The 26,009-nt window shown below is 40.8% G+C and carries 26 protein-coding genes; all 26 read right to left on the reverse strand.

What is annotated here, in order from left to right; all coding sequences use genetic code 11:
- Nucleotides 1–334: 334 nt before the first annotated feature.
- Nucleotides 335–1,480 carry a homogentisate 1,2-dioxygenase gene (locus tag IQI_RS19435; protein ID WP_064094313.1) on the reverse strand — a complete coding sequence of 382 codons (1,146 nt, stop codon included), beginning with the start codon at nucleotides 1,478–1,480 and terminating at the stop codon, nucleotides 335–337.
- Nucleotides 1,428–2,411: a fumarylacetoacetate hydrolase family protein gene (locus IQI_RS19440; RefSeq protein ID WP_064094314.1), complete on the reverse strand. Its 984-nt coding sequence runs from the start codon at nucleotides 2,409–2,411 to the stop codon at nucleotides 1,428–1,430. Before IQI_RS19440 ends, IQI_RS19435 begins: the two co-directional genes overlap by 53 nt.
- A gap of 6 nt (nucleotides 2,412–2,417) precedes the next feature.
- Nucleotides 2,418–3,029 carry a flavin reductase family protein gene (locus IQI_RS19445; RefSeq protein WP_064094315.1) on the reverse strand — a complete coding sequence of 204 codons (612 nt, stop codon included), beginning with the start codon at nucleotides 3,027–3,029 and terminating at the stop codon, nucleotides 2,418–2,420.
- Entirely contained in the window at nucleotides 3,030–4,139 is a 1,110-nt protein-coding gene (hisC, locus tag IQI_RS19450) for a histidinol-phosphate transaminase (RefSeq protein WP_064094316.1), read from the reverse strand.
- A 174-nt stretch (nucleotides 4,140–4,313) separates the two neighbouring features.
- Entirely contained in the window at nucleotides 4,314–5,429 is a 1,116-nt protein-coding gene (hppD, locus tag IQI_RS19455; protein ID WP_064094317.1) for a 4-hydroxyphenylpyruvate dioxygenase, read from the reverse strand.
- A gap of 110 nt (nucleotides 5,430–5,539) precedes the next feature.
- Complete coding sequence (gene lpdA, locus IQI_RS19460; RefSeq protein WP_064094318.1) at nucleotides 5,540–6,970, reverse strand: dihydrolipoyl dehydrogenase; 1,431 nt, start codon at nucleotides 6,968–6,970, stop codon at nucleotides 5,540–5,542.
- Nucleotides 6,971–8,143 carry a dihydrolipoamide acetyltransferase family protein gene (locus tag IQI_RS19465; protein ID WP_064094319.1) on the reverse strand — a complete coding sequence of 391 codons (1,173 nt, stop codon included), beginning with the start codon at nucleotides 8,141–8,143 and terminating at the stop codon, nucleotides 6,971–6,973.
- A 15-nt stretch (nucleotides 8,144–8,158) separates the two neighbouring features.
- The gene (locus IQI_RS19470) at nucleotides 8,159–9,154 is read right to left on the reverse strand and encodes an alpha-ketoacid dehydrogenase subunit beta (RefSeq protein WP_064094320.1); all 996 of its coding nucleotides are present in this window, start codon (nucleotides 9,152–9,154) and stop codon (nucleotides 8,159–8,161) included.
- 1 nt (nucleotide 9,155) lies between these two features.
- Entirely contained in the window at nucleotides 9,156–10,220 is a 1,065-nt protein-coding gene (pdhA, locus tag IQI_RS19475) for a pyruvate dehydrogenase (acetyl-transferring) E1 component subunit alpha (RefSeq protein ID WP_064094321.1), read from the reverse strand.
- Between the two features lie 208 nt (nucleotides 10,221–10,428).
- Nucleotides 10,429–11,535, reverse strand: a complete 1,107-nt coding sequence (locus IQI_RS19480) for a Leu/Phe/Val dehydrogenase (protein ID WP_082892817.1) — start codon at nucleotides 11,533–11,535, stop codon at nucleotides 10,429–10,431.
- Between the two features lie 57 nt (nucleotides 11,536–11,592).
- A complete protein-coding gene (locus IQI_RS19485; protein ID WP_064094323.1) occupies nucleotides 11,593–11,985 on the reverse strand; it encodes a thioesterase family protein in 393 nt (130 codons plus the stop codon).
- Between the two features lie 238 nt (nucleotides 11,986–12,223).
- Nucleotides 12,224–13,018 carry an ABC transporter ATP-binding protein gene (locus IQI_RS19490; protein WP_064094324.1) on the reverse strand — a complete coding sequence of 265 codons (795 nt, stop codon included), beginning with the start codon at nucleotides 13,016–13,018 and terminating at the stop codon, nucleotides 12,224–12,226.
- Nucleotides 13,002–14,021, reverse strand: a complete 1,020-nt coding sequence (locus IQI_RS19495) for an ABC transporter permease (RefSeq protein ID WP_064094325.1) — start codon at nucleotides 14,019–14,021, stop codon at nucleotides 13,002–13,004. The genes IQI_RS19490 and IQI_RS19495 overlap by 17 nt, the downstream gene beginning before the upstream one ends.
- Nucleotides 14,022–14,037: 16 nt before the next feature.
- A complete protein-coding gene (locus tag IQI_RS19500) occupies nucleotides 14,038–15,009 on the reverse strand; it encodes an ABC transporter substrate-binding protein (protein WP_064094472.1) in 972 nt (323 codons plus the stop codon).
- 580 nt (nucleotides 15,010–15,589) lie between these two features.
- Nucleotides 15,590–16,546, reverse strand: a complete 957-nt coding sequence (locus IQI_RS19505; protein WP_064094326.1) for an NAD(P)H-dependent flavin oxidoreductase — start codon at nucleotides 16,544–16,546, stop codon at nucleotides 15,590–15,592.
- A 116-nt stretch (nucleotides 16,547–16,662) separates the two neighbouring features.
- A complete protein-coding gene (paaX, locus tag IQI_RS19510; protein ID WP_064094327.1) occupies nucleotides 16,663–17,538 on the reverse strand; it encodes a phenylacetic acid degradation operon negative regulatory protein PaaX in 876 nt (291 codons plus the stop codon).
- Between the two features lie 171 nt (nucleotides 17,539–17,709).
- A complete protein-coding gene (locus IQI_RS19515; RefSeq protein WP_064094328.1) occupies nucleotides 17,710–18,915 on the reverse strand; it encodes an acetyl-CoA C-acyltransferase in 1,206 nt (401 codons plus the stop codon).
- Entirely contained in the window at nucleotides 18,912–19,787 is an 876-nt protein-coding gene (locus IQI_RS19520; RefSeq protein WP_064094329.1) for a 3-hydroxyacyl-CoA dehydrogenase, read from the reverse strand. The genes IQI_RS19515 and IQI_RS19520 overlap by 4 nt, the downstream gene beginning before the upstream one ends.
- A gap of 65 nt (nucleotides 19,788–19,852) precedes the next feature.
- Complete coding sequence (locus IQI_RS19525; protein WP_064094330.1) at nucleotides 19,853–21,370, reverse strand: aldehyde dehydrogenase family protein; 1,518 nt, start codon at nucleotides 21,368–21,370, stop codon at nucleotides 19,853–19,855.
- Nucleotides 21,371–21,394: 24 nt separating this feature from the next.
- The gene (locus tag IQI_RS19530) at nucleotides 21,395–22,168 is read right to left on the reverse strand and encodes an enoyl-CoA hydratase-related protein (RefSeq protein ID WP_064094331.1); all 774 of its coding nucleotides are present in this window, start codon (nucleotides 22,166–22,168) and stop codon (nucleotides 21,395–21,397) included.
- Between the two features lie 12 nt (nucleotides 22,169–22,180).
- Entirely contained in the window at nucleotides 22,181–22,960 is a 780-nt protein-coding gene (locus IQI_RS19535) for an enoyl-CoA hydratase/isomerase family protein (RefSeq protein ID WP_064094332.1), read from the reverse strand.
- Nucleotides 22,953–23,261, reverse strand: a complete 309-nt coding sequence (locus IQI_RS19540; protein WP_064094333.1) for an EthD family reductase — start codon at nucleotides 23,259–23,261, stop codon at nucleotides 22,953–22,955. Before IQI_RS19540 ends, IQI_RS19535 begins: the two co-directional genes overlap by 8 nt.
- Nucleotides 23,262–23,304: 43 nt before the next feature.
- Entirely contained in the window at nucleotides 23,305–23,784 is a 480-nt protein-coding gene (paaD, locus tag IQI_RS19545) for a 1,2-phenylacetyl-CoA epoxidase subunit PaaD (protein ID WP_064094334.1), read from the reverse strand.
- A gap of 13 nt (nucleotides 23,785–23,797) precedes the next feature.
- Complete coding sequence (paaC, locus tag IQI_RS19550) at nucleotides 23,798–24,616, reverse strand: 1,2-phenylacetyl-CoA epoxidase subunit PaaC (protein ID WP_064094473.1); 819 nt, start codon at nucleotides 24,614–24,616, stop codon at nucleotides 23,798–23,800.
- The gene (gene paaB / locus IQI_RS19555; RefSeq protein WP_064094335.1) at nucleotides 24,613–24,969 is read right to left on the reverse strand and encodes a 1,2-phenylacetyl-CoA epoxidase subunit PaaB; all 357 of its coding nucleotides are present in this window, start codon (nucleotides 24,967–24,969) and stop codon (nucleotides 24,613–24,615) included. The genes paaC and paaB overlap by 4 nt, the downstream gene beginning before the upstream one ends.
- Nucleotides 24,970–24,983: 14 nt before the next feature.
- The gene (paaA, locus tag IQI_RS19560) at nucleotides 24,984–25,949 is read right to left on the reverse strand and encodes a 1,2-phenylacetyl-CoA epoxidase subunit PaaA (protein ID WP_064094336.1); all 966 of its coding nucleotides are present in this window, start codon (nucleotides 25,947–25,949) and stop codon (nucleotides 24,984–24,986) included.
- Nucleotides 25,950–26,009: the final 60 nt, after the last annotated feature.

Raw genomic sequence — 26,009 nt, forward strand, 5'->3', positions numbered from 1 at the left:
AAAAACATCATTTTTCAAAGTGTGCATTGGACGATTTTAGCTTGTATTGTAATAATAATTTTTCTTTAGAATATCTTATTCACTTTAAGCTCTGCCACAAAAAATTCTCTTAGATGGTGAGGGAAACTATGTAGACTCCTGCGGAAGTACGGGCGTACCGAAACCCCGGAAGCGAAGCTGAGGAGGCTCGGCCGAACGTCCGCGGAAAGCAGTTCCCCTCACCATCTAGCACACGCTAGTTGACAGAGCCTTTTCTTCATTCGCTCAAATTAAAATTTTTATAAATAAAAAAACCAATGATAAGCACCATTAGCACTTATCATTGGTTCCATGATTATACCCAAGTAAACATATAGTTAGGATCTTCGACATCTTTAGCCTTTTTGACTATTTTTAATGGCTTGAACGTATCAATCATTACGGCGAGCTCCAAGGTTTCTTTTTTTCCAATACTTGCTTCAGTTGTACCAGGATGTGGACCATGAGGAATTCCACTTGGATGCAGGGTGATCGATCCTTCTTTAATTCCTTTTCTACTCATAAAGTTGCCTTCCACATAATACAGTAATTCATCACTGTTTACGTTACTGTGATTGTATGGTGCCGGAATCGATTCTGGATGATAATCGTACAATCTTGGGACAAATGAGCAGACCACGAAATTATGCCCTTCAAAGGTCTGATGAACGGGTGGTGGCTGGTGAATACGGCCCGTGATTGGTTCAAAATCCTCAATGTTAAACACCCACGGATACAAGTAGCCGTCCCAACCGACTACATCAAGAGGATGATGATTCAGTACATGTGAATGAAGTGCTCCCCGGGATTTTGTAATCACTTCAAACTCCCCTTCATCTTCATGGGTTTGAAGTGTTTCAGGACCTCTCAAATCCCGTTCACAAAATGGACTATGCTCGAGGAGCTGACCATATTCATTGCGGTATCTCCGTGGTGTCGTTATTTGGCTGAAGGATTCCACAATAAGCATTTTTGTATCTTGTTCAGGAACGACTCGATAAATGGTTCCAATCGGTATAACGACGTAGTCGCCTTTTCCATAAGTAATCGAACCAAACATGGTCTCTACAGTTCCACTCCCAAAATGAATATAGAGCATTTCATCTCCATCACCGTTTCGATAAAAGCCGTTCATTTCTTCCGTTACATAGGCCGTTCCAATTAATAAATCGGTGTTTCCAAGCAAGTATTCTCTACTTTCCAGTGCGTCGCCCTTCTTTTCAATTCCGTCTGTAAAAAAGTGACGGTGACGAAGAGCACTATCCTCTTCAAATTCAGGCATATAGTTGCCTAGAAATTTCGTTTTGGCCACTGCAGTAGGGAGATGATGATGATACAGGATTGATTGTGTACCAGAGAACCCTTTTGTCCCCATGACCTGTTCTCTGTAAAGGTTTCCATCATCTTTTTTAAATATGGTGTGACGTTTGTGAGGTATCTTCCCCATTTGACGATAATACATGGTTTTCCCCCTCTCTAATATTGGCAACAGTATTTTGCAAAACTCCTAATCCATCAATCTCTAATTCCACCACATCCCCAGCTTTTAACCAGGGATGAGTTTCAGTACCAAGTTCTAAAATACATCCTGTACCTACTGTACCTGACCCAATGACTTCTCCTGGGTAAAGTGTTACATCCTTAGAAGCTCTTTCAATCATTTCCGCAAATGTATAATAAATATCTTTATAATTCCCTTTTGATAATAGCTTTCCATTTACCTTTGCAGTCATAGTGAGATTGAATCGATCTCCTTCTTTGAAAGAATCAAGTTCATCTTTTGTCACAAGATATGGTCCAAAGGATGTAGCAAAATCCTTCCCTTTCGCAGGACCTAAGCCTACTTTCATCTCATGTTTTTGAATATCTCTTGCGCTCCAATCATTCATGATGAAATAGCCGTAAATGTATTCCTCTGCATTTTCTTTGGAAATGTTCCGCCCCTCTTTGCCAATCACACAGGCTATTTCCAATTCATAATCTAGCCACTGACAATCTGAAGGGATTCCAATCACATCCTGGGGTCCCTTTACAGCTAAGTGATTGGTGAAATAGAAAACGGGTATGTCATACCATTCAGGAACCACCTCAAGCCCTCTTCGTTTACGAGCTGTTTTTACATGATCTTCGAATGCATAGAAATCTCGAATGCTGACAGGCCTTGGAATCGGAGACTCAAGCTTCACTTTTTCTAATCGTTCTACACCTTCGTCTCCCTCAGAAAATCCACCTAGATTCTCAACCTGCTTTATTCCATCCTCCCCTAACTGAATTAAGGAAAGGATATCCTTTGGTAAGCCCCCGTTACTTACTGTATGTAAATCCACGACGAAGTCTTCTTGGATTTTACCAACTCTTATTTCATTCTCTTTTAAAAAGCTTACTAGTTTCATTTCACATCACCTTTTTCGAATCAATTCAAATGAATCAGTTAATGGCTTTGTGTACATTTGTCCAGCGAGTCTTCCCACTGGCTTTAATTTCTCTGAATCAATCTTTCCGTCATAGTAAAGCTGATCTTCGATTCTTACACATTCAACTTTTCCAATGACCAGACTTCCCGCTCCCGGATGATTTCCAAAATGAAGGACTTCATGTAAAACACATTCCAATTGCACCTTACTTTCAGAAACACCTGGAGGTTTTACTGTTATTGAATTTTTCTTCGTTAATCCTACTTCTTCAAATTCATCCGTAGTAGAATCATACTCAATGGCACAATCATTCATTTTTTCTGCAAATTCTTCACTTACGATGTTGATAACAAATTCCTTTGTTGCTTCAATATTGGCAAGGGTATCCTTTTTGCTGCCGTCACTGCCTCTTCGCATAGGTGAGAAGCAAACGAGCATAGGTTCAGCAGAAATGGCAGTAAAGAAGCTATATGGAGCTAAATTAGCATTTCCTTCTTCATCCAATGAAGAAACAAAGGCAATGGGACGCGGCAAAATGGAGCCAATCATTAATTTATAGGCATCCTGCCATTGGAGTGTGTTTGGCTTGATATCCACTTACTTCACTCCTTTCTCTTCCAATATTTCTTCTAAAGCGACGATGAATCGTTGATTATCTTCCTCTGTCCCCACCGTTACCCGAACGGTTGTAGGATAGCCTAATAGTGTTCCCGACCGGATCACCAACCCTCTTTTTACTAGTTCAGAGGCAACGATTTCACCATTTAATGTAGTATCCACCATAATAAAATTAGATTGAGACGGAAAGTATTTTAATCCTAATCGATCAAATTCCTTTTCTAGAAAAGCACGCCCTTTTTCATTTTTATACGTACACTCTCGAATGAATTCCTGATCTTCTAACGCTATGACGGCTGACTTCTGAGCGACTGAGTTTACATTGAACACATCTTTCACCTTTTTCAGCTGTTCAGCAATTTCTTCATTCATGGCGCCAAATCCAACTCGGAGTCCTGCAAGCCCGTATATTTTTGAAAACGTCCTCAGCACAATCAAATTTTCAAAGGTTTTAAGTAATGGTAGAGTCTCTAAATAATCATCTGTTGTCACATACTCCATATAGGCTTCATCGACAACGACTAATATATGGGATGGGACACTCTCTAAAAATTGTAAAAGCTCTTTTTTGCCTACAATGGTTCCAGTAGGATTGTTGGGATTACACACAAACATAAGCTTTGTCTTTGGAGTGATTTTATTGTACATCTCATTTAAGTCATGAGTCCCGTCTACTAGAGGTACGATTACAGGAGTTCCGCCTTCTAAAAACACATTCGTTTGATATCTTGGAAATGTAACGTCCGCCATAATGGCTTCATCTCCACTATTAAGATAGGCTCTCGTTAAAAGTCTTATCACTTCATCAGAACCATTCCCAAACACAAGCTGTTCTTTAGGAACTCCTAAAAAGGTGGAGACTTTATGTCCGAGCTCCATAGTAGCTCCGTCAGGATAGAGAAATAAGTCTCCTCCATTACCTTTAAACCATTCCTTCACCTTAGGTGAGCAGCCATATATATTCTCATTTTCCGAAAGCTTTCTTATAGATCTTAGTCCGTGTTCTTTTTGTAAATCCCCTAATGTTTTCCCTAGTACATATGGTGCGATTTGTGTGACGACCTCTCTCGTTTTAAACTTTAGTGTCATACGCAGATCCTCGCCTTCCTCATGGATGAAGGGGGTTGACTCAATGGAGACCTCCTCCCACCACCATCTAGTACTGTGTACTATCTTGTGTGTAGAAGCAGGTACTCTCTTCTTGAGTTAACCCCCTAACCGGTCCCTTTGACCCCCGTCAATCTATCTCTATTTATCTACTTTTTATAGGTTTCCTCTACGCTCTTGCTCACGTTCAATAGATTCAAATAATGCTTTAAAGTTTCCTTCTCCAAATCCTCTTGATCCTTTACGTTGAATCACTTCAATAAAGAGTGTTGGACGATCTACGATTGGCTTTGTAAAGATTTGAAGAAGATATCCTTCGTCATCACGATCTACTAATATATTTAATTCTTTAATTTTAGAGATTTCTTCATCAATTTCTCCAACACGCTCAGACAACATCTCATAATATGAATCTGGAGTATTTAGAAACTCAACGCCATTTTCTTTTAAGATTCCCACGGTCTTAACGATGTCCTCCGTCAGGATGGCGATATGCTGCACACCTGGCCCGCCGTAAAACTCAAGATATTCTTGAATTTGAGATTTGCGTTTTCCTTCAGCCGGCTCGTTGATTGGGAATTTAATTCTTCCGCCATTATGCATAACCTTGGACATTAGAGCCGAATATTCCGTTGTAATATCTTCATCTGTAAAGTGACGCATTTCTTTAAAGCCTAAGACTTTCCCATAGTACTCTACCCATTCTTCCATTCTCTCAACGTTTCCAACTACGTGATCCACAGCGATAATACCTGCATCTCCATTTGTTAGGACAGAATCGTATTTTTCAAAGCCTGGCATGAAGACACCCTTGTAATCTTTACGTTCCACAAGAGTATGAATTGTATCTCCATATGTACCTATTACGGCTTTTTTCAATGTACCGTTGTCATCTTCTAAAGTCGAAGGAGGCATGATTTCAATTGCTCCACGGGATACTGCACCCTTGTAAGCCTTTTCAACATCATCCACCATAAGAGCGATGTCTTTAATTCCGTCTCCATGCTTCTTCACAAATTGGGAAACACGACTGCCTTCATGTAAACTTCCTGTCACAACTAAGCGTACTTTGTTCTGCTGCAGCACATAGGATACAGTGTCACGATTCCCTGTTTCTAAACCTGAATATGCAACGGTTTTAAAACCAAATGCCGTACAAAAGAAATGAGCAGCTTGCTTGGCATTTCCCGTATAATACTCTAAATAGTCAACATCTCTTACTGGGAAAAAATCTTCTACTTCTATCGTTTTCTTCGCTACATTTTCTTGCATCCTAATCCCTCCACAAAGTTTAGTATTTTCTGAATATTATATTAAATAGTTTTCCAGAACTTCTCAAGAGCAGCTAGTAAAGCTGAAACGCTTCTCTGTGATAAAGCCTGTTATCTATTGGCTATCTCTTTTTTTCGGGGAGGCAGATGAACGGCTGCTCCTTTTAATCCTTCCACGGCTTCTAATAAGCCCTCGTTATAGCTTGGATGGGGGTATAGCGGAAAATGAAAGTCCTCATCTCTCGCTACCATCTCAAGACCAAGAATCCCTGAAGTGATCAGCTCAGCTGCCCCGACTCCCATTATATGAATACCCACAATCAAATCCGTCTCACTGTCTGACACAACTTTGACGAAGCCGTCTTTCTCATTTGTCAGATGCGCATACCCATTTCCTCTAATGGGAAATTCACTCACTGCCACAGAATAACCCTCATCAACAGCCTCTTCCTCCGTCAATCCTACACAAGCAATCGGAGGACTCATCTGAACAACCGTGGGAACAAACTGCAAATCCACCTCTACACTAAGCCCACCAATCGCCTCCGCTGCCACCTTCCCTTGCTTAATGGCCTTTACTGCGAGGGACGGACCTTCCGTGACATCTCCAATTGCCCATATAGTTGAAATCGATGTTCTCCCTTGAGCATCTGTTTCGATATAGCCCTGTTCAGTTAATTGAATACCTAATCGATCAAGTCCCAAGTCTTTTACGTTAGGCTTTACTTTTCCACTTACTACAAAATGAGTCCCTTCAAGAGAAACCATTTCACCTGACTCACTCTTAAGCTTCAACTGTACTTTTCCTTCTGACGTTTTAGCTTCTTGAAGGAACGCATTCTTCATCACATGGATTTTCTGTTTCTTAAACTGCCTGAACAGCTCTTTTGAAATCCCGGAATCAAAGGGTAAAGGCTCATTCATAATAAGAGTGACACTACTGCCAAGGATAGAAAAAACCGAGGCGATTTCTAAAGAAATGTAATCTACACCATAGATAAGTAATTCATTCGGTATCTCTTCTAATTGAAAAATTTCTCTTTCCTTTAAGACATGAACAGAGTCAAACTCTATTCCTTTTGGATAATGAAAATCTCCACCCGTTGCCACAATGGCATGCTTAAAGTTGAAAAGGGAAAATTCATGCCCATTTTCAACTCCAATACGAGATTCTGAAAGGAAGGATGCTGATCCCTTCACTACTTCAATCTTGTTTGCGTTGCAAAGAGATTCTACACCTTTTCGTAATTGAGTAACTCGTTTCTCTTTATACTGCTGAAGAATAGCAATATTTGCCTCAACTTCTCCAAACTCCATACCCATTTCATTTAAATGGCTCATCTTTTTAAATTGTTGGGCAAAATGGGTAAACACCTTCGACGGGATGCATCCTTTATTTAAGCAGGTACCCCCTAGTTCTTCCCGCTCTATCAATGTTACGTTTGACCCTAAGCTAGCTGCACGAATCGCTGCATGGTAGCCTCCAGGACCTCCACCTAAGATCACAACATCTTTATCCTCTGTTATTTCCCCTACGACCATTTACATCAACTCCAGAAGCATAGATTGGGGTTGTTCAATAAGATCTCTTAATCGATTCGTAAACCTTACGGCCATTCCGCCATCGACGATTCGATGATCATAGGACATGGAAACGTTCATCATGGAGCGAACGACAATTTCATCCTTTTCATTCACCATTGGTCGTTTTTTAGTTTTGTGAAAGGCGAGGAGAGCAACCTCTGGCTCATTAATAATCGGAGTGGCTCCAATTGAGCCACCTAGTGGTCCTACATTACTAACCGTAAAGGTTCCGCCTGAAATATCTTTTATCGTTAACGTATCTTCTTGTGCTTTGATTGTCAGTTCCTTCATTTCTCCATGAATGTCCTTCATTGTTTTACTTTCCACATGTTTGATGACCGGAACAATCAATCCTTCTTCTGTATCGACGGCGATACCAATATTGTGTTGGTTTTGCAGTTCCACACACTCTTCCTTCTCATTGAGACGTGCATTGAAGATCGGGTACTCTTTTAAACAAACCGAAATCGCTTTGATAAAATAAGCTCCCATGGAGATTGATCCATTGCTGGCTTTCATGGTTTCTTTCCACTCTAATAGATTCGTTACATCTATTTCTTCAAAATGAGTGCAATGAGGAATCGTTCTTAATGACTGTGACATCTTAGCAGCAATTTGCCTCCGTCTTCCTCTGAATGGAATCGTTGTGGATTCAACTACCTTGACGGAGTTCTCTTGAACGATATCCTCTTTTCTTTCAGATGAGGAATCTTCTTGTGACCCACCATTTAAATATTGAAGAACATCTTCATCTAGGATTCTCCCTCCTGCTCCAGAACCTTTGACCTCTTCAATATTCACTCCATTCTCACGTGCAATTTTTCTAGTGTAAGGCGATGCTAGTATTCTTTGATTCTTCATTACTCTCGCTTTTTTGGGTGCTGCTATCGAGAGTGCACTTTCTTTTTCCATTAAAAGAACCGTTGATCCAACAGGAATGGTTTCACCTTCTTTTACGGTGAATTCCTTAATCACACCTGAAAAAGGGGCTGGGATCTCAGCTGTCATTTTGTCGGTTTGAACCTCTACTAATGGCTGGTCTGCCCTTACAACGTCACCAACATTTACAAGAAAGTGATTGATATTGGCTTCGGTCATTCCTTCTCCAATATCATGAAGCTTGACTTCCATGAACTCCCTCCTCTTCTAGTAGATTGCTACTTTTTCCACCGCCGCCAACACTCGCTTGCTATCAGGCAAATAGAAATCTTCAAATCCAAAATAAGGTACTGGTGTATCAAACCCTGTTACTCTCTCTGTTGGTGCCTTTTGATATAAAAAGGAGGTATCATTAATAATTGACATGACATCATTTCCTACTCCACCAGTGGCATGAGCTTCATGAACAATTACGGTCCTTCCCGTTTTCTGAACCGATGCTGCTATAAGGTCCTTATCTAATGGATAGAGAGTTCTCAGGTCAAGAACTTCACATGAGATTCCCTTTTCAGAGGCTTCCCTTGCTGCATCCTCTGCTACCTTCACCATCGCTCCCCATGCAATGACGGTTACGTCTTCCCCTTCTCGAACAACCTTCCCTTTTCCAATTTGCACTGTATATTTCTCTTCTGGAATGTCCTCACGGGAAGAGCGATAACATCTCATAGGCTCTAGAAACAAAACAGGATCAGGATCTTCAATGGCAGCAATCATTAATCCTTTTGCATCATAAGGAGTGGAGGGACAGACAACCTTAATACCAGGCATGTGAGTAAACAGAGCCTCTGTGCTATCAGAATGGATTTCAGGTGCCCTAACTCCTGCACCATAAGGAGCCCGGATGACAATTGGACAAGTAAAATGACCTAAAGTACGTGAACGTAAACGGGATGCATGAGTCATTATTTGCTCATAAGCAGGGTAAATAAATCCTAAAAATTGAATTTCAGCAACCGGCAAATAGCCATTGACAGCCATGCCGATAGCTGCCCCGATAAAACCCGCTTCACTTAATGGGGTATCAAGAACTCTCTCTTCTCCAAACTCCTCCTGAAGGCCATCTGTCGCTCGAAAAACACCACCATTCTTGCCGATGTCTTCACCCATTAAAAGAACTTCTTCCCTTTCCTTTAGCATTACTCGAAGACCATCCGTTATGGCTTGAACCATTGTGAGGGTCTTTGTTTTTATTAAGGTGCTCATTCTATTCACCTCTCCTATGCTCAAGGAGCTTTTCTTTTTGTTCTTGAATGGTCCATGTAGGAGTCGCAAACACATAATCAAAGATGACACTTGGATCAGCTGGTGGGTATGCCTCAAGCTCTTCAACTGCCAGATCCACTTCTTTTGCACATTCTTCTTTTACAGAAGTCACCCATTCTTCGTCTAACCAACCCTGTTTCTCCATGAAATTCGTCAGCCGGTCTACAGGATCACTATCCTTACGACGAGTTTCGCTTTCTAACTGATCACGATACTTGGTTGGATCATCAGCAGTGGTATGAGCTCCATACCTCCACGTAACGGCTTCAATTAACGTAGGTCCGTCCCCGTTTCTTGCTCTTTTTAATGCTTTTAACGTTTCAAAATAAACAGCAAACACGTCATTGCCATCGATTCGTACGCTTGGAATATCGTAGGCAAGTGCCTTTTGAGCAATGGTTTTCGTTTTCATTTGCTTATTCACGGGAACTGAAATGGCATATTGATTATTTTGATTAAAGAAGACAACAGGTGCTTCCCACACACTGGCAAGGTTCAGCCCTTCATGGAAATCACCTTCAGACGTCGCCCCGTCTCCAAAATACACGATGGCTGCGTTCTTCGTTCCTCTTCTTTTTTCTGCATAAGCTGCTCCTACTGCATGTGGGAGTTGAGTCGCAATCGGAATTCCAGGAGTGAAAATTTTTTTTCCTTCAGGCGGTACACACCCTTCATTTCTTCCTTTCCAAAACAGGAGAATATGGAGTAATGAATGTCCAAAGGTCATGGTAGCCCCATGGTCACGATAGGAAGGAAACAACCAATCATTCCCTTTCAAAGCTAGAGCACTTCCCACTTGAGAAGCTTCCTGTCCTTCATAAGGAGCATATGTCCCAATTCTCCCTTGGCGCTGCAAGCTAACGGCTTTTCTGTCAAAGGTACGAATGCGCATCATATGACGATAAAAATTCCGAGTTAATTCTTCAGAAATTTCTTTTTCATACTCTTCATGAACGAATTCTCCTTGCTGGTTCAATACTTGAACAAGTTGAAATTCCTCAATCATTTCATCACCTCTTTTGGTGGAATTATTTTATTGGATGGATTTTCTCTAGTAGAGTTTCGCAAATCCCTAATTGGGCGAACGGTGAACAGATCTCAGAATGAAATTTCGTGAAAAAACAACAAGCTACTGGAGAACAGATAGAGACTTGAGCTCGATTCACGTCAATCATTAGGAAGCCAATGGACACCTTCCTCTGATGGTTTTTCCTTTATTGTCTTACAGACCATTTTGGTCGTTTCATATGGGAGAAGAAGCTGTTTCTTCTTGAGCGAGAATGGATTCTTTCTTCACAGAAGAGATTGGCTGCTTCAACGGTTGTCATCTGTTGGTTTTCTGATTGTAGGTAAATATTCTGAAGGGTGTTGTAGATGGCACTTGTTTTTTGAAGGACTCGTTCTTTATTTGGTTCATACAATTCATCGGCTACTTGAATCAAGCCACCTGCATTGACAATATAATCGGGAGCGTACAGGATTCCTTTTTCATGAAGTTTTTTCCCATGAGAAATCTCTAACAATTGGTTATTGGCAGAACCTACGACCGCTTTGACTTTTAACTGGTCAACAGTTTCATTATTAATAATTCCACCAATGGCACAAGGGATAAAAACATCAGCATCAACCGAATATATTTCATCTCCTGATACTACTTTAATGGCAGCCCCCATGTTTTTAGCCTTAGAAACTAACTGATCAATCGATTTTTGACTAATATCTGTGACATATAAGTCTGCCCCTTCATCAAGTAAGCGCTCCGCCACTTTATAGCCTACTTTTCCTAAGCCTTGAATGGCATAACTTTTCCCATGAAGATCTCTTGAGCCCCAAACTGTTTGATTCGTAGCCTGAAGTCCATAAATAACACCCATTGCAGTTGGAATGGATGAATCTCCACTTCCCCCGTACACTTCATCTACGCCTACAATACAATTGGTTTCTCTTAGTGCGTAAACAAAATCCTCCGGAGTCGTTCCCATGTCCGTCCCTGTATAAAATCTACCGTTCAGTGATTCTACAAATTGACCGAAAGCACGGAATAGCTCTGGGTGTTTGTCTTTTTCAGGGTCACCGATGATAACGGCTTTCCCGCCGCCAAAATCTACATCAGCTGCTGCACACTTGTAGGTCATTCCTTTGGACAACCGAAGTACGTCCTCTAATGCTTCATCAACTGAACCATAGGGTCTCATTCGACACCCGCCTAATGCAGGTCCCAGAGTTGTGTTATGTATAGCAATAATGGCTTTTAAACCTGTATCTTCATCGTTACAAAAAACGACTTGTTCGTGATTTTTGATTTGTTCAAACATATCCATTTTCATGAAGTCACCCCTAATCCTTTTGTAAACGCTTTCAACCTATATTAAAAAAATCTAGTTTGCCGTTCTTTCTTTAATCTTCTCTTTAGGGAGAACGACTTGCTTTACATGACCTTTTCCGATCAATTTGTCTCTCTTACTTTCTTTGACAGTAACCTCGGTCAGGATCATGTTTTGTTCATATTGAATAACGACTGCTTTGATTTCAAGGCAGGTACCATTCTTCGCAGGTGCCACGTGCTCAACGGTTACCTTCGAACCCATGCCTTCTTCATGTTCTTCTAAATACGGAAGAATAATCTTTCTTGATGCCCATTCCATGTGATACACCATGGAAACCGTTGAATAGACAGGATGTACAACGTTTCCTTCAAACTGAGCATGCATGTCTGGGGTCACTACAATTGTGATGATTTCTGTCTTTCCTTCACCTAATCCAGACTTCATTGCTTTCCCCCTTTAAACTAACAAATTATATATTTTTATATAACGTTAATTCAACGATATAATAACATTTTGTATTATGAATAGTCAATAAATTGTTAAAATTTAAAATATTATATTAATATAAATTATGCATAGGGACGGACCTTCGGCAAAGCCGATGGGTCCGTCCCTCACTCATGTAACGCAAAAAAGGAACGAGTGGTTCCCTCGTTCCTTTTTGTGGTCTATGTTCTGTTTTCTATGAGAGGAGTGCACGGTCACTGGCAAGTTTACTTCCGCGAATGCGTTGGAATTCGTTCAGTAGTCCTTCAACGGTTAGGTGCTTTTTCTCTTCTTCATTTACTTCTAATATAATCTGCCCTTTATCCATCATAATGAGACGGTTTCCTAAGTCTAGAGCTTGTTGCATATTATGAGTTACCATGAGAGTGGTGAGGTGATATTTTTCCACAATCTCTTTTGTTAAGTTGGTAATTAAATCAGCTCTTGCCGGATCCAATGCTGCCGTATGCTCATCAAGAAGTAAAATGGATGGTTCGGTAAAGGTTGCCATTAGTAAGGAGAGAGCTTGTCTTTCCCCACCAGATAAAAGACCAACTTTTGCATTCAATCGATTCTCAAGTCCTAAATGCAAGGTTTCAAGTACTTCTTTAAAAAACACTCGTCGTTTTTTGGTTACCCCTAATTTAAACGTACGACTTCTATTCCGTGAGTAAGCCATAGCCAGGTTTTCTTCAATTGTCATAGAAGGAGCGGTTCCTGCCATTGGGTCCTGAAACACTCGACCAATTAATTTCGAACGCTTATACTCAGAAACCTTCGAAACTTCATGATCATCAATCAGTACATGTCCTATGTCAGGCAGTAAAACACCGGAAACAATATTCATTAAAGTTGATTTACCAGCACCATTACTTCCGATTACAGTAACAAAATCTCCTGGATTTAAGGTCAGTTGAATATCATCTAGGGCAATTTTTTCGTCTGGTGTTCCCTCATTAAATACTTTGTGAACTCTATTTAATTGTAACACCACGATCACCCTTTCCATCAGAGATAGGAGCTTTCTTAATTCGCTCAGCCATTCGTTGAGATTTGCGTTTTTTATCCCTATAACGGTCCATCACTTTAGGCATAATCAGCGCTAAAATAACAATCGATGCTGTGATCAGCTTCATATCTCCCGTTTCTAAGAAGTCTACACGAAGGGCCATACTGACAACCAGTCGGTAGATAATCGCCCCACCGATGACAGCTAACGTTGTACGAGCAATGGTCTTTGTTCCAAATAAAGCCTCACCGATGATAACAGATGCAAGTCCGATGATAATCATTCCGATTCCCATCCCAACATCAGCAAATCGACTATATTGAGCAATTAACGCTCCAGATAAAGCTACCATTCCATTCGAAATTCCTAACCCCAAAATAATCATCAGATTGGTGTTTGCGGAAAAGCTTCGAATCATTCGTTGATTATCCCCTGTTGCTCGCAGTGCCAGACCAATTTCTGTCTTCAAAAATCCGTCTGTCAAAAACTTAATCGCAAGAGTAATAATCGTCATAAAAAATAAAACGCTCCACGTACTCGGTAGAGGATTCCCCAGTCCAACTGCCACCCAAAGCTTATTTAAAGCAGCATCTATTCCCAGTGGTGACCAAAAACCTTCTATACCAGAAAAAGCGGTCTCCTGGCTCAATAACGGTACATTCGATCTTCCCATAATTCTGAGATTGATGGAATACAAAGCAATCATCATTAAAATACCTGACAAAAGCGCATTGATTTTACCAAATGTATGAAGTAGTCCTGTAATGCATCCCGCTACAAATCCAATAATGATCGCTGTCAATGTAGCTATAATTGGGTTAACGCCACTGACAATCATGGTAGCAGCAACGGCAGCTCCCGTTACGAAGCTACCATCTACTGTTAAATCAGGAAAATCCAGTATCCGAAAGGACAAATAGACTCCGAGGGCCATAATAGCGTATATGATTCCAGATTCAAAGGATGCGAATATTGCTGTTGGCACGAATCATCATCCCTTCCTATTTATCTTCTAAGAACTTCCCTAATTCAGACCAAGAATCCTGCACTTCGACTCCTTGTTCTTCTGCTGCTGCCTGATTAAACATCAATTCAAAATTTTGAGGTGCTTGTACAGGAAGTTCAGAAGGTTTCTTCTCTCCTTTTAAAATCTTCACTGCCATTAATCCTGTTTCATAGCCAAGATCCTCATAGCTAAATCCACTCGCTGCTATAGCACCTTTTTTCAACGAATCCAACTCTCCTACAAAAAGAGGAATATCCTTTTCATTTGCAACTCCGATTACAGATTCCAAAGCAGATACCACCGTATTATCTTTCGGAATATAAATAGCATCTACTCTTCCTGTTAAGGATTCTGCCGCTTGCTTTACATCAGCTGAAGTAGAAACAGATACTTCAACAATTTTTACTCCTTTTTCCTTAGCAAGCTTATTAATTTCAGCCGCTTGCACTACAGCGTTTTGCTCTCCAGAATTATAAATAATCCCGATTGTTTTCGCTTTCATTTCATCCGTAATGAAGGAAATCGTTTTAGAAATCGCTTCAGGATGTGTATCCGTTGTTCCTGTTATATTTTCACCTGGTTCATCGAAAGATTTTACTAGTTCAGCACCAACTGGGTCCGTTACAGACGTGAATACGATTGGAATGTCTTTTGTGGCATTTAAAGCATGTTGAGCACTTGGGGTAGAGTTCGCAAAGATGAGATCGACACTATCACCAACAAAATTTTTGGCAATCGTTTGGGAGTTAGTTGGATCCCCTTGAGCGATTTGTACATCAAATTTAACATTTTCGCCTTCTTTAAATCCATTATCTGCTAACGCTTTCTTAAAACCTTCAAATGCAGCGTCAAGAGAAGGATGTTCAACAATCTGGGTTACACCGATTACATATTCCTTATCACCATTTCCTGAGCTCTTGTCACTTCCACAGCCCGATAAAACTAGCATTCCTAGTAGCATTGTCATAACACCGATTAACAAACTCTTCTTCTTCACAGAAATCCCCCTTTTTCTTTCTTAATGTATGATGAGTAGTCTATGAGACTAGCAAACCCAATATGTATTTTCTATGATAAAAATAGTAATCAACGTAATTACAACGTTATATTATCACTCTTGTCACGAAATAGTCAATAATATTCGGAAAATTTAAAAATTAATATAATTATAGCTGTAAGTGGAGAGTAATTCTAGGGGGAGAGCGTAAAATTTATGTCGAAATGTAGAGTAGTGACTGCTTTTTAGGTGGAAAAGTGTCGTTTGTACATTGTTGATTGAGTTTCGCACATTAATTAGAGATTTTCGCACATTCTTATAGGTTTTTCGCACATTCAGTTGGAATTTTCGCACATTAATCAGGTGATTTCGCACATTCTTGTACGTATTTCTCACATTCTTTTAATTTCAAACAGCGATGACTCTATTAATTGAGCTACTTTAAGCTGGAATTGGGCCACTTTCTACAAAATTCGGGCCACTTTCAGACATAATTGGGCCAAACACAAAAAAAACACGGCCCTCCCAAGGAAGAACGTGCTCAAATATATTATTTACTCCCATAAGATTTTGATAGTTTACTAAAAATCTTGTTAACATCCACCATCATGTTCTCTACTAACTCTTTTACAGTCGGCACATGGGATACTAGTCCTGAAACCTGCCCCCCATTAATAAAACCTTGATCAAGTTTTCCTTCAAGAGCACCGATTCGATGATAATCCTCTGATGTCATCTCACTGAATTGTTCCAGGGGGACTCCCTCTTTTTCTTTTTGTATTAATTGGGCTGCATAAGGGGTCTTCATGACTCTTCTCACTCTACCAACGGAACGACCAACGATGACTGTGCTATCGTCGTTTGCTTCTACTAAAGTTGTTTTATAGTTTTCATGAAATGGAGCTTCTTTTGTAGCAATAAATCGGGTTCCCATTTGCACACCACTCGCACCGAGAGCCAGCATGGCAGCTAATCCTCTTCCATCTCCAATTCCACCTGCAGCAACAACCGGAATATTCACTGCATCCACAAGCTGCGGTATCAATGCCAGGGTTGTTGTCTCAAGATTCGAGTTTATCCCGGCTGCTTCATATCCTTCTGCAACCAGGATATCTGCACCTGCATCTTCTGCTTTCTTGGCTTGTTTTTTGGAAGCCACTACACAAATAACTTTAACACCTTGTTCATGAAAATAAGGCATGAGAGGCGCAGGGTTTCCAGCTGATAATGATACTACCGGTACTTCATGAGTTACGACTAATTCCATCAATTCTTGTAAATGAGGTGTAATAGAGATCGGGATATTGAGTGCAAATGGCTTCTTTGTTCTTTTCTTTGTATCCACAATCAGTTCTTCTACTTCCTCTACACTCATGGTTCCCACTCCGATGGTACCTAGGGCTCCTGCTTCTGAGATCGCCCCTGTAAGTGGGGCATTGCTGATATTCCCCATACCTCCTTGAATAATTGGATATTTTATATGTAATAAATCAGTTAAGTTATTCATAAAAATCCCCCTTCGTTAAATTAATGTTATACTTTTTAGAATTATTAGACAAGGGGGGGGATAATAGAGGTCCGTCCCTCAAAAAACACTTGCCTTTTTGGCAAGTGTTTTAGTTTTTATTCAAGTAGGAGGGGATGGGTCATGATGTCGTGGCTCAGGTCTTTGTGTTTTAGTTCGTTGCCGTCTTCGAATACACTTTCAAAGAAGCGTGATGCAGGTTCTGCCAGTGCTTTATAGTATTCTCCGAACAGAGAGGCTGCGTGTGCTCCTAACCATTTCTCAGGTAGTAGTTCTTCTGGTAAACCTGGGTCAACGAAGAGAAATTTTCTGTATTCATGGACGAGCTTTGTTCTTTCTACAAAGCATTCGGCATCGCTCATGTCACCTTTTTGAATTTTATTTTTATCAATCATGTACTGTTGACTGTAATGAGAAATAAATTCCTGGTATCGTTCATTGATTTCTTTAAGGTCCCAGCTTTTTTCAATTAAACGTTTATTTTCGTTTGGGCCATCATAATCTGCAATAAAAAAATCAACGTATTCTTTTATTTCATATTTTTTAATGAGAGATTGTACTTGTTTGTCTAAGTTGTTAGGTGAAATCCAAGTGCTTGTTGAAAGCGTACCGAATCCGCTCCATACTAATTCTTTTCTCAGTTCGTCTCGTATGCTTCGAATCTCTTCTGGAATGCTGTACATGAAAATTCTCCATTTACCGTCCCATTTTTCAGGCTTTAGTTTAAAAATTCTGTTTGCTGCTTCTTCCATTCGATTGACTCCGCGCTCAGTAAGGGAATAGTAGCTTTTGTTGCCCTGCTTCTCAGCCTGCACCCATCCTTGTTTATTCATTCGGGAAATAGCTGCACGTACGGCTTGGTCGTTATGGCCAAATTCATTTAATAAACGGATTAAACTTCCTATCCAAATTTTATTCCCGTAATGGCGGATGTAATCTCCGTATAATGTGAAAATCATTGATCTGGTATTCATCGGTGTAACCCCTTTTATCTGTTTTTACTTAGCATTCATCTTGTGACGTTTAATTTACGTTTAAATAATATCTTATCACATATTAGAAATATAAATAAATGAAAATTCTTTATTTGCTGGTTCCATTAGCTATAGGGATGAGAAAGAAAAAGCCCTGACCAAGTCAGAGCTCTACGATTCAATATTCTCAACCAATGTGGCAATTCCCTGGCCAACTCCAATACACATGGTTGAAAGGCCATATTGAACTTTCCTCTTTTTCATTTCATATAGGAGTGTGGTTAGGATTCTTGCTCCACTTGCTCCTAATGGATGACCGAAGGCAATAGCACCGCCATTTACATTCACGATATCTTCATTTAAGCCCAGCTCACGTATACATGCAATGGATTGTGCAGCAAAAGCTTCATTTAGCTCTACTAGCCCAATTTGATCAAGGGCTAAACCAGAACGCTTCAACACCTTTTGCGTCGCATAAATCGGTCCCAACCCCATGACAGACGGTTCTAGGCCTGCGGTGGCTGAGGTTACATAGCGAGCCAGGGGCACAACACCAAGCTCATCAGCCTTTTCTTTACTCATAAGCAGAAGTGCCGATGCACCATCATTCACTCCAGATGCATTTCCCGCAGTGACCGTACCTCCGTCAAAGAGTGGCTTTAATTTTTCTAGTTTTGCCATGCTTGTTTCCGGTCTGGGATGTTCATCCTCGATAAAAGTGGAGACATTACCTTTCCTGTCCCTCAGTTCTACTGGAATTATTTCTTCCTTGAAACGCTCTTCCTCTGTGGCTCGCTTTGCTTTCATTTGGCTCAAAAGAGCAAACTGGTCCTGTTCTACTCTCGAAATCCGATACTGCTTCGCCACATTTTCTGCTGTTTCAGGCATTGAATCGGTACCGAATGTTTCTTTTAATCGAGAATTAACGAATCGCCAACCTATGGTTGTATCAAACATTTCCATGTTTCCTCTTGGAAAATCCTTTGTTGGCTTTGCCATTACATAAGGGGCCCTTGTCATACTTTCTGTACCACCTGCAATAAAGATATCTCCTTCTCCTGCGAGAATCGCCCTTGCTGCATAGTTAACGGCATCTAAGCCTGAACCACATAGTCGATTGATGGTTGTTCCACCTACTTCGACTGGAAGACCTGCCAGAAGAGACGACATTCGGGCTACATTTCGATTGTCCTCTCCCGCTCCATTGGCATTACCAAAGACTACTTCTTCAATGGTATTAACAGGTACTTGTGGATTTCGTTCTACTAAACCTTTAATGACAAGGGCTCCTAAATCATCAGGTCGAACGTCTTTTAATGCCCCTTTGTATCTACCCACTGGCGTACGAACGGCATCTACGATTACGACCTCCCTCATGACTGTCGCTCCTTTTCCTTTAGCTCTGAGTAATCATAAACCCCTTTTCCAGATTTCCTGCCGAGTCTGCCTGCCTTCACATACTTTTCTAGTAGTGGAGCTGGTCGATACTTCTCACCTAACTTCTCGTGTAAATATTTAAGATTATTTAAGCGTGTATCCAGCCCAACTAAATCTCCAAGCTCAAATGGACCCATTGGATAGTTGAGTCCCAGCTTGATAGCTTTATCGATTTCTTCAGGGGACCCTAAGCCTTCCTGAAGCATATAAAAGGCTTCATTTCCAACCAACGCACTGATTCGACTGGTAACGAAACCTGGGAATTCATTGATAACGACCGTTTCCTTTCCCATTAGATGAGCCACTTTTTGAATGACTTCCGTTGTTTCATCACTCGTTTCAAGTCCCCTTACAATTTCAATCAGAGGCATTTTATGTACAGGATTAAAAAAGTGCATGGCAATGACTTTTTGCGGGCGTTTCGTGAAGGAACCAATTTCAGTAGGACTCATCGTTGACGTATTGGTGGCAAAATAACAAGCCTCAGGAGCATGTGCGTCGATTACTTCAAATACTCCTCGCTTAATGTCTGTTTTTTCAGGTACTGCCTCTATGACTACGTCAGCATTACGCACAGCAATGGATAGATTGGTAGAGTAAGACAATTGTTCTTTTGCTTCTATATACTCCTGTTGGGTAAGCTTTCCTCGTTCCAACCCTTTTTGAAAAATGCTTTGAATGTCTTGTTCAGCATGGTCTAATTGTTCTTTCTTAATATCTACCAGAGTCGTTTTAAAACCTCCAACTGCGCTTACATAGGCAATTCCTCTGCCCATTACTCCTGATCCTACGACGACAATATGTTGTGTCATTTCTGTCTCCTCCTTTTCTAGCAATAAGGGGTTGACCTTTTTAAAGGACAACCCCTAATAAATTCTTATACCCCAAATGGATTCAAAGGACGATTTCCAAAATAGGAGATAATACTCTTTGTTTCTGTATAAAGATCCAGCGTTTCTACACACAGCTCACGACCAAACCCTGACTGCTTGTAGCCTCCAAAAGGTGTACCTGGAAATGCTGAGAATGGACAATTGACCATGACAATTCCTGCTTGAATCGCTTTTGAGACTCTTGTAGCACGACCATGATTTTGAGTCCAAACGGCTGAACCTAATCCGTACTCACTATCATTGGCCATTTTGATCACTTCTTTTTCTTCCTTGAATTTCATCACTACTACAACTGGTCCAAAGATTTCTTCCTTTACGACCTTCATATCATGGTTTACATCTGTAATGATGGTTGGCTCATACCAGTAGCCTTTTTCAAATCCTTCTACCTTCGCAGCATTTCCACCTACTAATATAGTGGCTCCATCCTCTTTGGCTGATTCTACATAGCCATGGATGGTATCAAGCTGTCCTTGATTAATAATCGCTCCTATATGAGTTCCCTTGTCATGGGGATTACCGAGCTGAAGCTTCTTCGTTTTTTCTACGAATTTCTCCATAAACTCGTCATAAATGTCCTCGTGAACATATAATCTTGAACGTGCTTCACAGGATTGACCTGTGTTATAAAAGATACCGAATAAAGATCCATCAACGGCAGCATCTACATCTGCATCGTCAAATACGATATTCGGGGATTTCCCACCTAGCTCCAGTGTTACTCTTTTTAGAGTTTGAGACGCTTTTTCCATTATATTTTTCCCTATAGGTGTTGAACCTGTAAATGCTACTTTATCTACTTTCTCATGCTCGACTAAGTGGTTTCCTACGGAGGAACCTGCACCCGGGATTACATTGACCACTCCTTCAGGTACTCCTGCTTCAATACAAATTTCACCAAGAACAATTGCTGTTAATGGAGTCAGGGATGCTGGTTTTACCACTACGGAACAGCCAGCTGCAATGGCAGGGGCAATCTTCCAGGCTGCCATCATTAATGGGTAGTTCCAAGGAATGATTTGGGCACATACCCCAACAGGTTCTTTCTCAGCAACATTCGTAAATTGTCCTGGTACGTTGTTGACTGTTCCACGATGTCCAACAATTGCTCCAGCATAGAATTCGAAATCTTCAATGGCTTGCATGACTTGACCTTGTGCAGCAGATAATGATTTTCCACTATCCATGATTTCTAGGGCAACTAATTCATTAAAACGAGATCTCATAATGCCGGCAATTTTATTCAACACGCGAGAGCGTTTATTAATCGGAAACTTCTTCCACTTTCCAAAATCAAAGGCGTTTCGTGCAGCTTCTACTGCTTTTTCTGCATCCTCAACTGATGCCATTGAAACGGTGGCAATCGCCTCACCTGTCGCTGGATTATACGTTGTAAAGGTTTCACCTGATTCACTTTCCATGCGTTGACCATTAATCACTAATGAATAATGCTCTCTTTTCATTTCAAGAACTTCAAAGCTCTGCTCTTTTACTGTAGACATACGTCCATCTCCTTTTCGATTGGTTTATTTTCCGTGAAAGGTTGGTCTTCTTTTTTCTAAGAAGGCTGTCACACCTTCTCGATGGTCTTTAGTCTGACCTGCTATCCGCTGGGCATAGGCTTCTTTTTCTAAATATTCATGGAAGGAAACATCTTTACTTCCCTTTAATAAACGTTTCATCAGACCAATGGCTTTTGTTGGCATAGAAGCGATTCTTTCAGCAAATGCCGTTGTTTCTTCCTGCCATTGCTCAAGTGGAATCAGTTTCGTTACTAGCCCTAATCTTTCTGCCTGTTCTGCGGATATTTTTTCTCCAAACACCGCCAGCTCCAATGCTTTTGCGTAACCTAAAATATTAGACAGGTAGTAGAGATTACCTGAGTCAGGGACTAGCCCAACATGAACAAAGGCTTGAACAAAGCTTCCTTTTTCAGAAACCAGCCTGAAATCACAGGCAAGGGCTAAGCTGAATCCCGCTCCGGCAGCCACCCCGTTTACTGCGGCGATGATTGGTTTTTCACACAACTCAATTTCTTTCACCATTGGACCATAATTGTTTCTTAGTACTTCACCATGATCCATGCTCTCGTCTACTTCACTTAAATCCTGACCTGAACAAAAAGCCCGCCCTTCACCTGTGATGACAATCGCCCTCACTTCATCATTTCGAGACGATTCCTTCACAGCTTTCTGCACTTCAAGGTTTAACTGACGAATAAAGGCATTGAGTTTATCCGGTCGATTTAAGGTAATCCAGGCTACGTTATTTTTCACTTCATAGTTAATCGTTTCAAACATTATGCAGCCTCCTTAATTCCCTTTGAAATGTGGTTTTCGTTTTTCTACAAAAGCTTTCATGCCTTCCTTTTGATCTTCAGAGGCAAAAAGAAGATAGAAATTCTTTCGTTCAAATTGCATTCCTTCATATATGGAGTAATCCACTGCTTTGTGAACTGACTCTTTGATGAGACGAAGGGATAGAGGCGGTTTAGTTGCTAATTTTCGAGCGAATTTCTCTGTTTCTTCTATTAATAATTCCTTCGCGATGCTTCTGTTGATTACTCCCCACTCGAGGGCTTGAGATGCGGAGAACATTTCACCTGATAATAGCCATTCCATCGCTCTTGATTTTCCCATTAACTTTGTTAGACGCTGGGTTCCCCCTGCTCCAGGCATAACACCAAGGTTAACTTCAGGAAAACCAAAGCTCGCATCCTCGGAAGCAAACAAAATATCACAGCATAGTGCTAGTTCAAACCCACCTCCAAGGGCAAATCCTTGAACCGCTCCAATGATCGGCTTTTTAATCCAGGCAAGGCGATCCCATTCTGTGAACTGATTTAATAGTTCTAGGTCAATCGCTCCATCTTCAGCCATTTCATCAATATCGGCTCCTGCTGCAAAGGCTCTACCTTTACCTGATAACACAATAACCTTTACGTTGTCGTCTCGATCAAATGCTTCAAAGGCAGCTACAAGCTCAGATACCATGGGACGATTGATGGCATTCAATACTTTCGGTCTGTTTAGCTCAATAACACCAAGTCCGTCCCTCTCACTAACGACAATATATTCGTATTTTTTATTCATTCACTTCTTCACCGATCATGAGGGTGACGAGTTCAGCTGCAAAGCCCATTAAGTCCTTTCCAGATGCTTTTCCTTCATCAGATTTCATGGCTGATTTCAGTGCCTCATGACTTTCATAGTACATTTCACACATTAAGTAATATTTGCCTTCTCCACCCATTGGAGACCCAACAATCTTCGTCACATCCATCTTTTTAAGACCAGGAATCTTTGCCGTGATTGGTGCATGGGTATTGAAGTAATGCTCATCAAACTTTTCTTTGTCCTCAGGGTGTTTGTATAATGCGATTAGTTTTACCATTTTCAAATCTCTCCTTTAGGTTTAGTAGTTTAATAGGTTTTATTTACATCATGGTTGAAATGGGCTTCATGGCTTCAAAGGGATTTTTGCATTGCTTGCAATAAAGAATGCTCCTACAAGCCGTAGGGCCAAACAGATTCTCCATAGAAGTATAAGGTGAATCACAATAAGGGCATTGGATTTGCCAATCCTCTTCCCCCGTGAAATTCTTAGGTGGGGGAGCAATTCCAAACTCTTTTAATCTATCTCGTCCACCCTCCGTTAAACGATCTGAGGTCCATGGAGGTGAGTAGACAAAGTTGACCTCTACTAAGTCTGTCCCTAATTCTTCCTTACAAGCCTTTTTAACATTTCCCTTAATAATGTCTAAAGCTGGGCAGCCCATAAAGGTTGGGAGCAGCTCGATGACTATTGTGTCTTCAACTTGTTTGATACTATTGACCATTCCTAAATCAACGATGCTAACGGAATCAATTTCCGGGTCCTTCACAGAATGAAGGATGTTCCAAATATGTTGGGTCATTTCACTTCATCCTTTACCAGGTTGCTGCGGGATTTGAGTTATACACTTCACTTAATGTTTCAAGTGCTGTGTCTAAATCAGTAGTGTGCTCACCATTGCGTCCGTTTCCTTTTTTCATATCTACTTTTGGAGGAAAGGAAAGGCTTGTTGATTGGAAAACGGGTTGTAGTGCTAACTCCCATCGTTTCGTCAGATTCTCTTCCCCTTCAATCAGTGCCATGAGGGTCATTTCTTTCCCTAGTGGTCCTAATGTGAGGACACCTTTGAATTCATTTAATACTCTTTCAATGGCGTTGTTCATTCTAGAGGTCGCTTCTCCTCCTGCATTCACCAGCTGTATAAACCATGTTTTCCAGTGAAGCAGGTGGTAATATAACTCTGTATTCATTTTGATTGCCATTTCTGCAAGTGGCTCATAGGAGGAATTTTTCAAGGAGTCAATTTTCACTTTTTTGGCAACGGTGTAAAAATAGTGTCTCACCACGGCATAAGCCCAGTCGTAGTCAGGTTCTTTCAAATAGTGACCCGGACCATTCACTTCTTCTAGTAAAATGGCATTTTTTCGTTCCGCTGCTTTTCGACCATGAGCTAAATAATCTTGATCTCCTTCACCCAAATCTTCAAGCAACTGATAAAACATGGTGGCATGCCCCATGGTGTCTTGATTAATAGACGAGAAAGCAACATCCTCTTCAATATGGGGAGCCAATCCCAGCCACTCAGAGCCGCGGTAGGCTATGATAAAATCATCATCTGCTAATTGGTAGAGTAAGCTTAGGAGAGCTTTTTTATAATCCGGGTTAGGGATATCACTTGGGCTATTTACTTTCATTTCTTCTTCACCAACTCTCCCCATGACATGATTTCTTTTTCATCTAGCATTTCCTGTTCATACTGTCTCCACTTTTTCTTTAAGTAGCCATACCCTTTTGCATTACGATAATCTTTATTATCCAGTCGTTTTACACTTTCTCTTTCTTCAGGTGTCATCATGCGAACGTCTGAACGTTTGACTACCCAAATATCAGATACAGGCTCTCTTCTCATAAAATTCTCTTGAGCCATTACCATAGCTAATTCATGATTCGGAGCTAGCAGACTGAATTGGTGTTGCATAGGTGCCCCATCTGTTCTCTTGCTAAACACTTCAAATTCTTGATAAAAATTCTGCCCCTTGTCTGACATCCTCTCATTCCCTTCTAACTAACTTGATCACTAGGGCTAAGTGCTTCACGAACCCAAGCATTATTGTCATAGGATAATTCTCTTAAACGAAGACGATCCTTCGACTTAGGTCCCTTGTTCTTAATGATTTCCTTAAAGCGATTCCAGTCTGGCTGCTTGTAGATCCACAGCTCTTTTTCTTCATCGAAATACATGGTTTCATCTGGAAGGGTAAGACCTAATGACAGCATTCTGGGTACATATTTAGTGAAAAAGTCTTGTCTGAGCTGTTCATTTGTTTTCGTTCGAATTTTGTATTTAATCGTAATATCTTGTTTTGAAGATCCAGTCGTTTTCGCATCTCCAGGTCCAAAGAACATAAGAAGAGATTCCCACCAGCGGTCCACGGCATCTTGCACCAACGCTTTTTGATCGTCCGTTCCTTCAGCCAAGGCCATGATGATTGCTTCCCCATGCTGGGCATGAAAGACTTCCTCAGCGCAAATTCGTTTTAGTGCTCTTGCATAAGGTCCATAAGATGCGCTTAGCATATTGGTCTGGGTAATAATCGCCGCTCCATCCACGAGCCAGCCTATTAATCCTGCATCTCCCCAAGTCGGTGCTTCCATATGAAAGACATTATGAAACTTTAAATCTCCTGAGAATAAATCTCTCATAATATGTTCTCTCGTTTTTCCATATGGTTTCATCAAATCTTCTGCCACACGAAGTAAAAGCTGCCCATGTCCCATCTCATCTTGAACCTTTGCCATGATTCCCAGTTTCCGTCTTAAAGAAGGAGCTTTTGGGACCCACTCTTTTTCAGGAAGTGCTCCCATAATCTCACTTATTCCATGCATAGAGATGAGCTTTATTAAAGCATTCCGGTATTCATCAGGCATCCAATCGTCTGCTTCAATCTTTTCATCAAGTTCAATCTTTTTCATAAACCGTGTCATATTCTCTTCTTCCGTTAGTGGATTCGATAATAGATCACTCATTGTCCATCCTCCTTTATCACGATGTTTTCACGCATCATACGTAATTCGTGATAAAAATTT

It is taken from the genome of Rossellomorea aquimaris TF-12 (assembly GCF_001648555.1).
GTDB classification, from domain to species: Bacteria; Bacillota; Bacilli; order Bacillales; family Bacillaceae_B; genus Rossellomorea; species Rossellomorea aquimaris.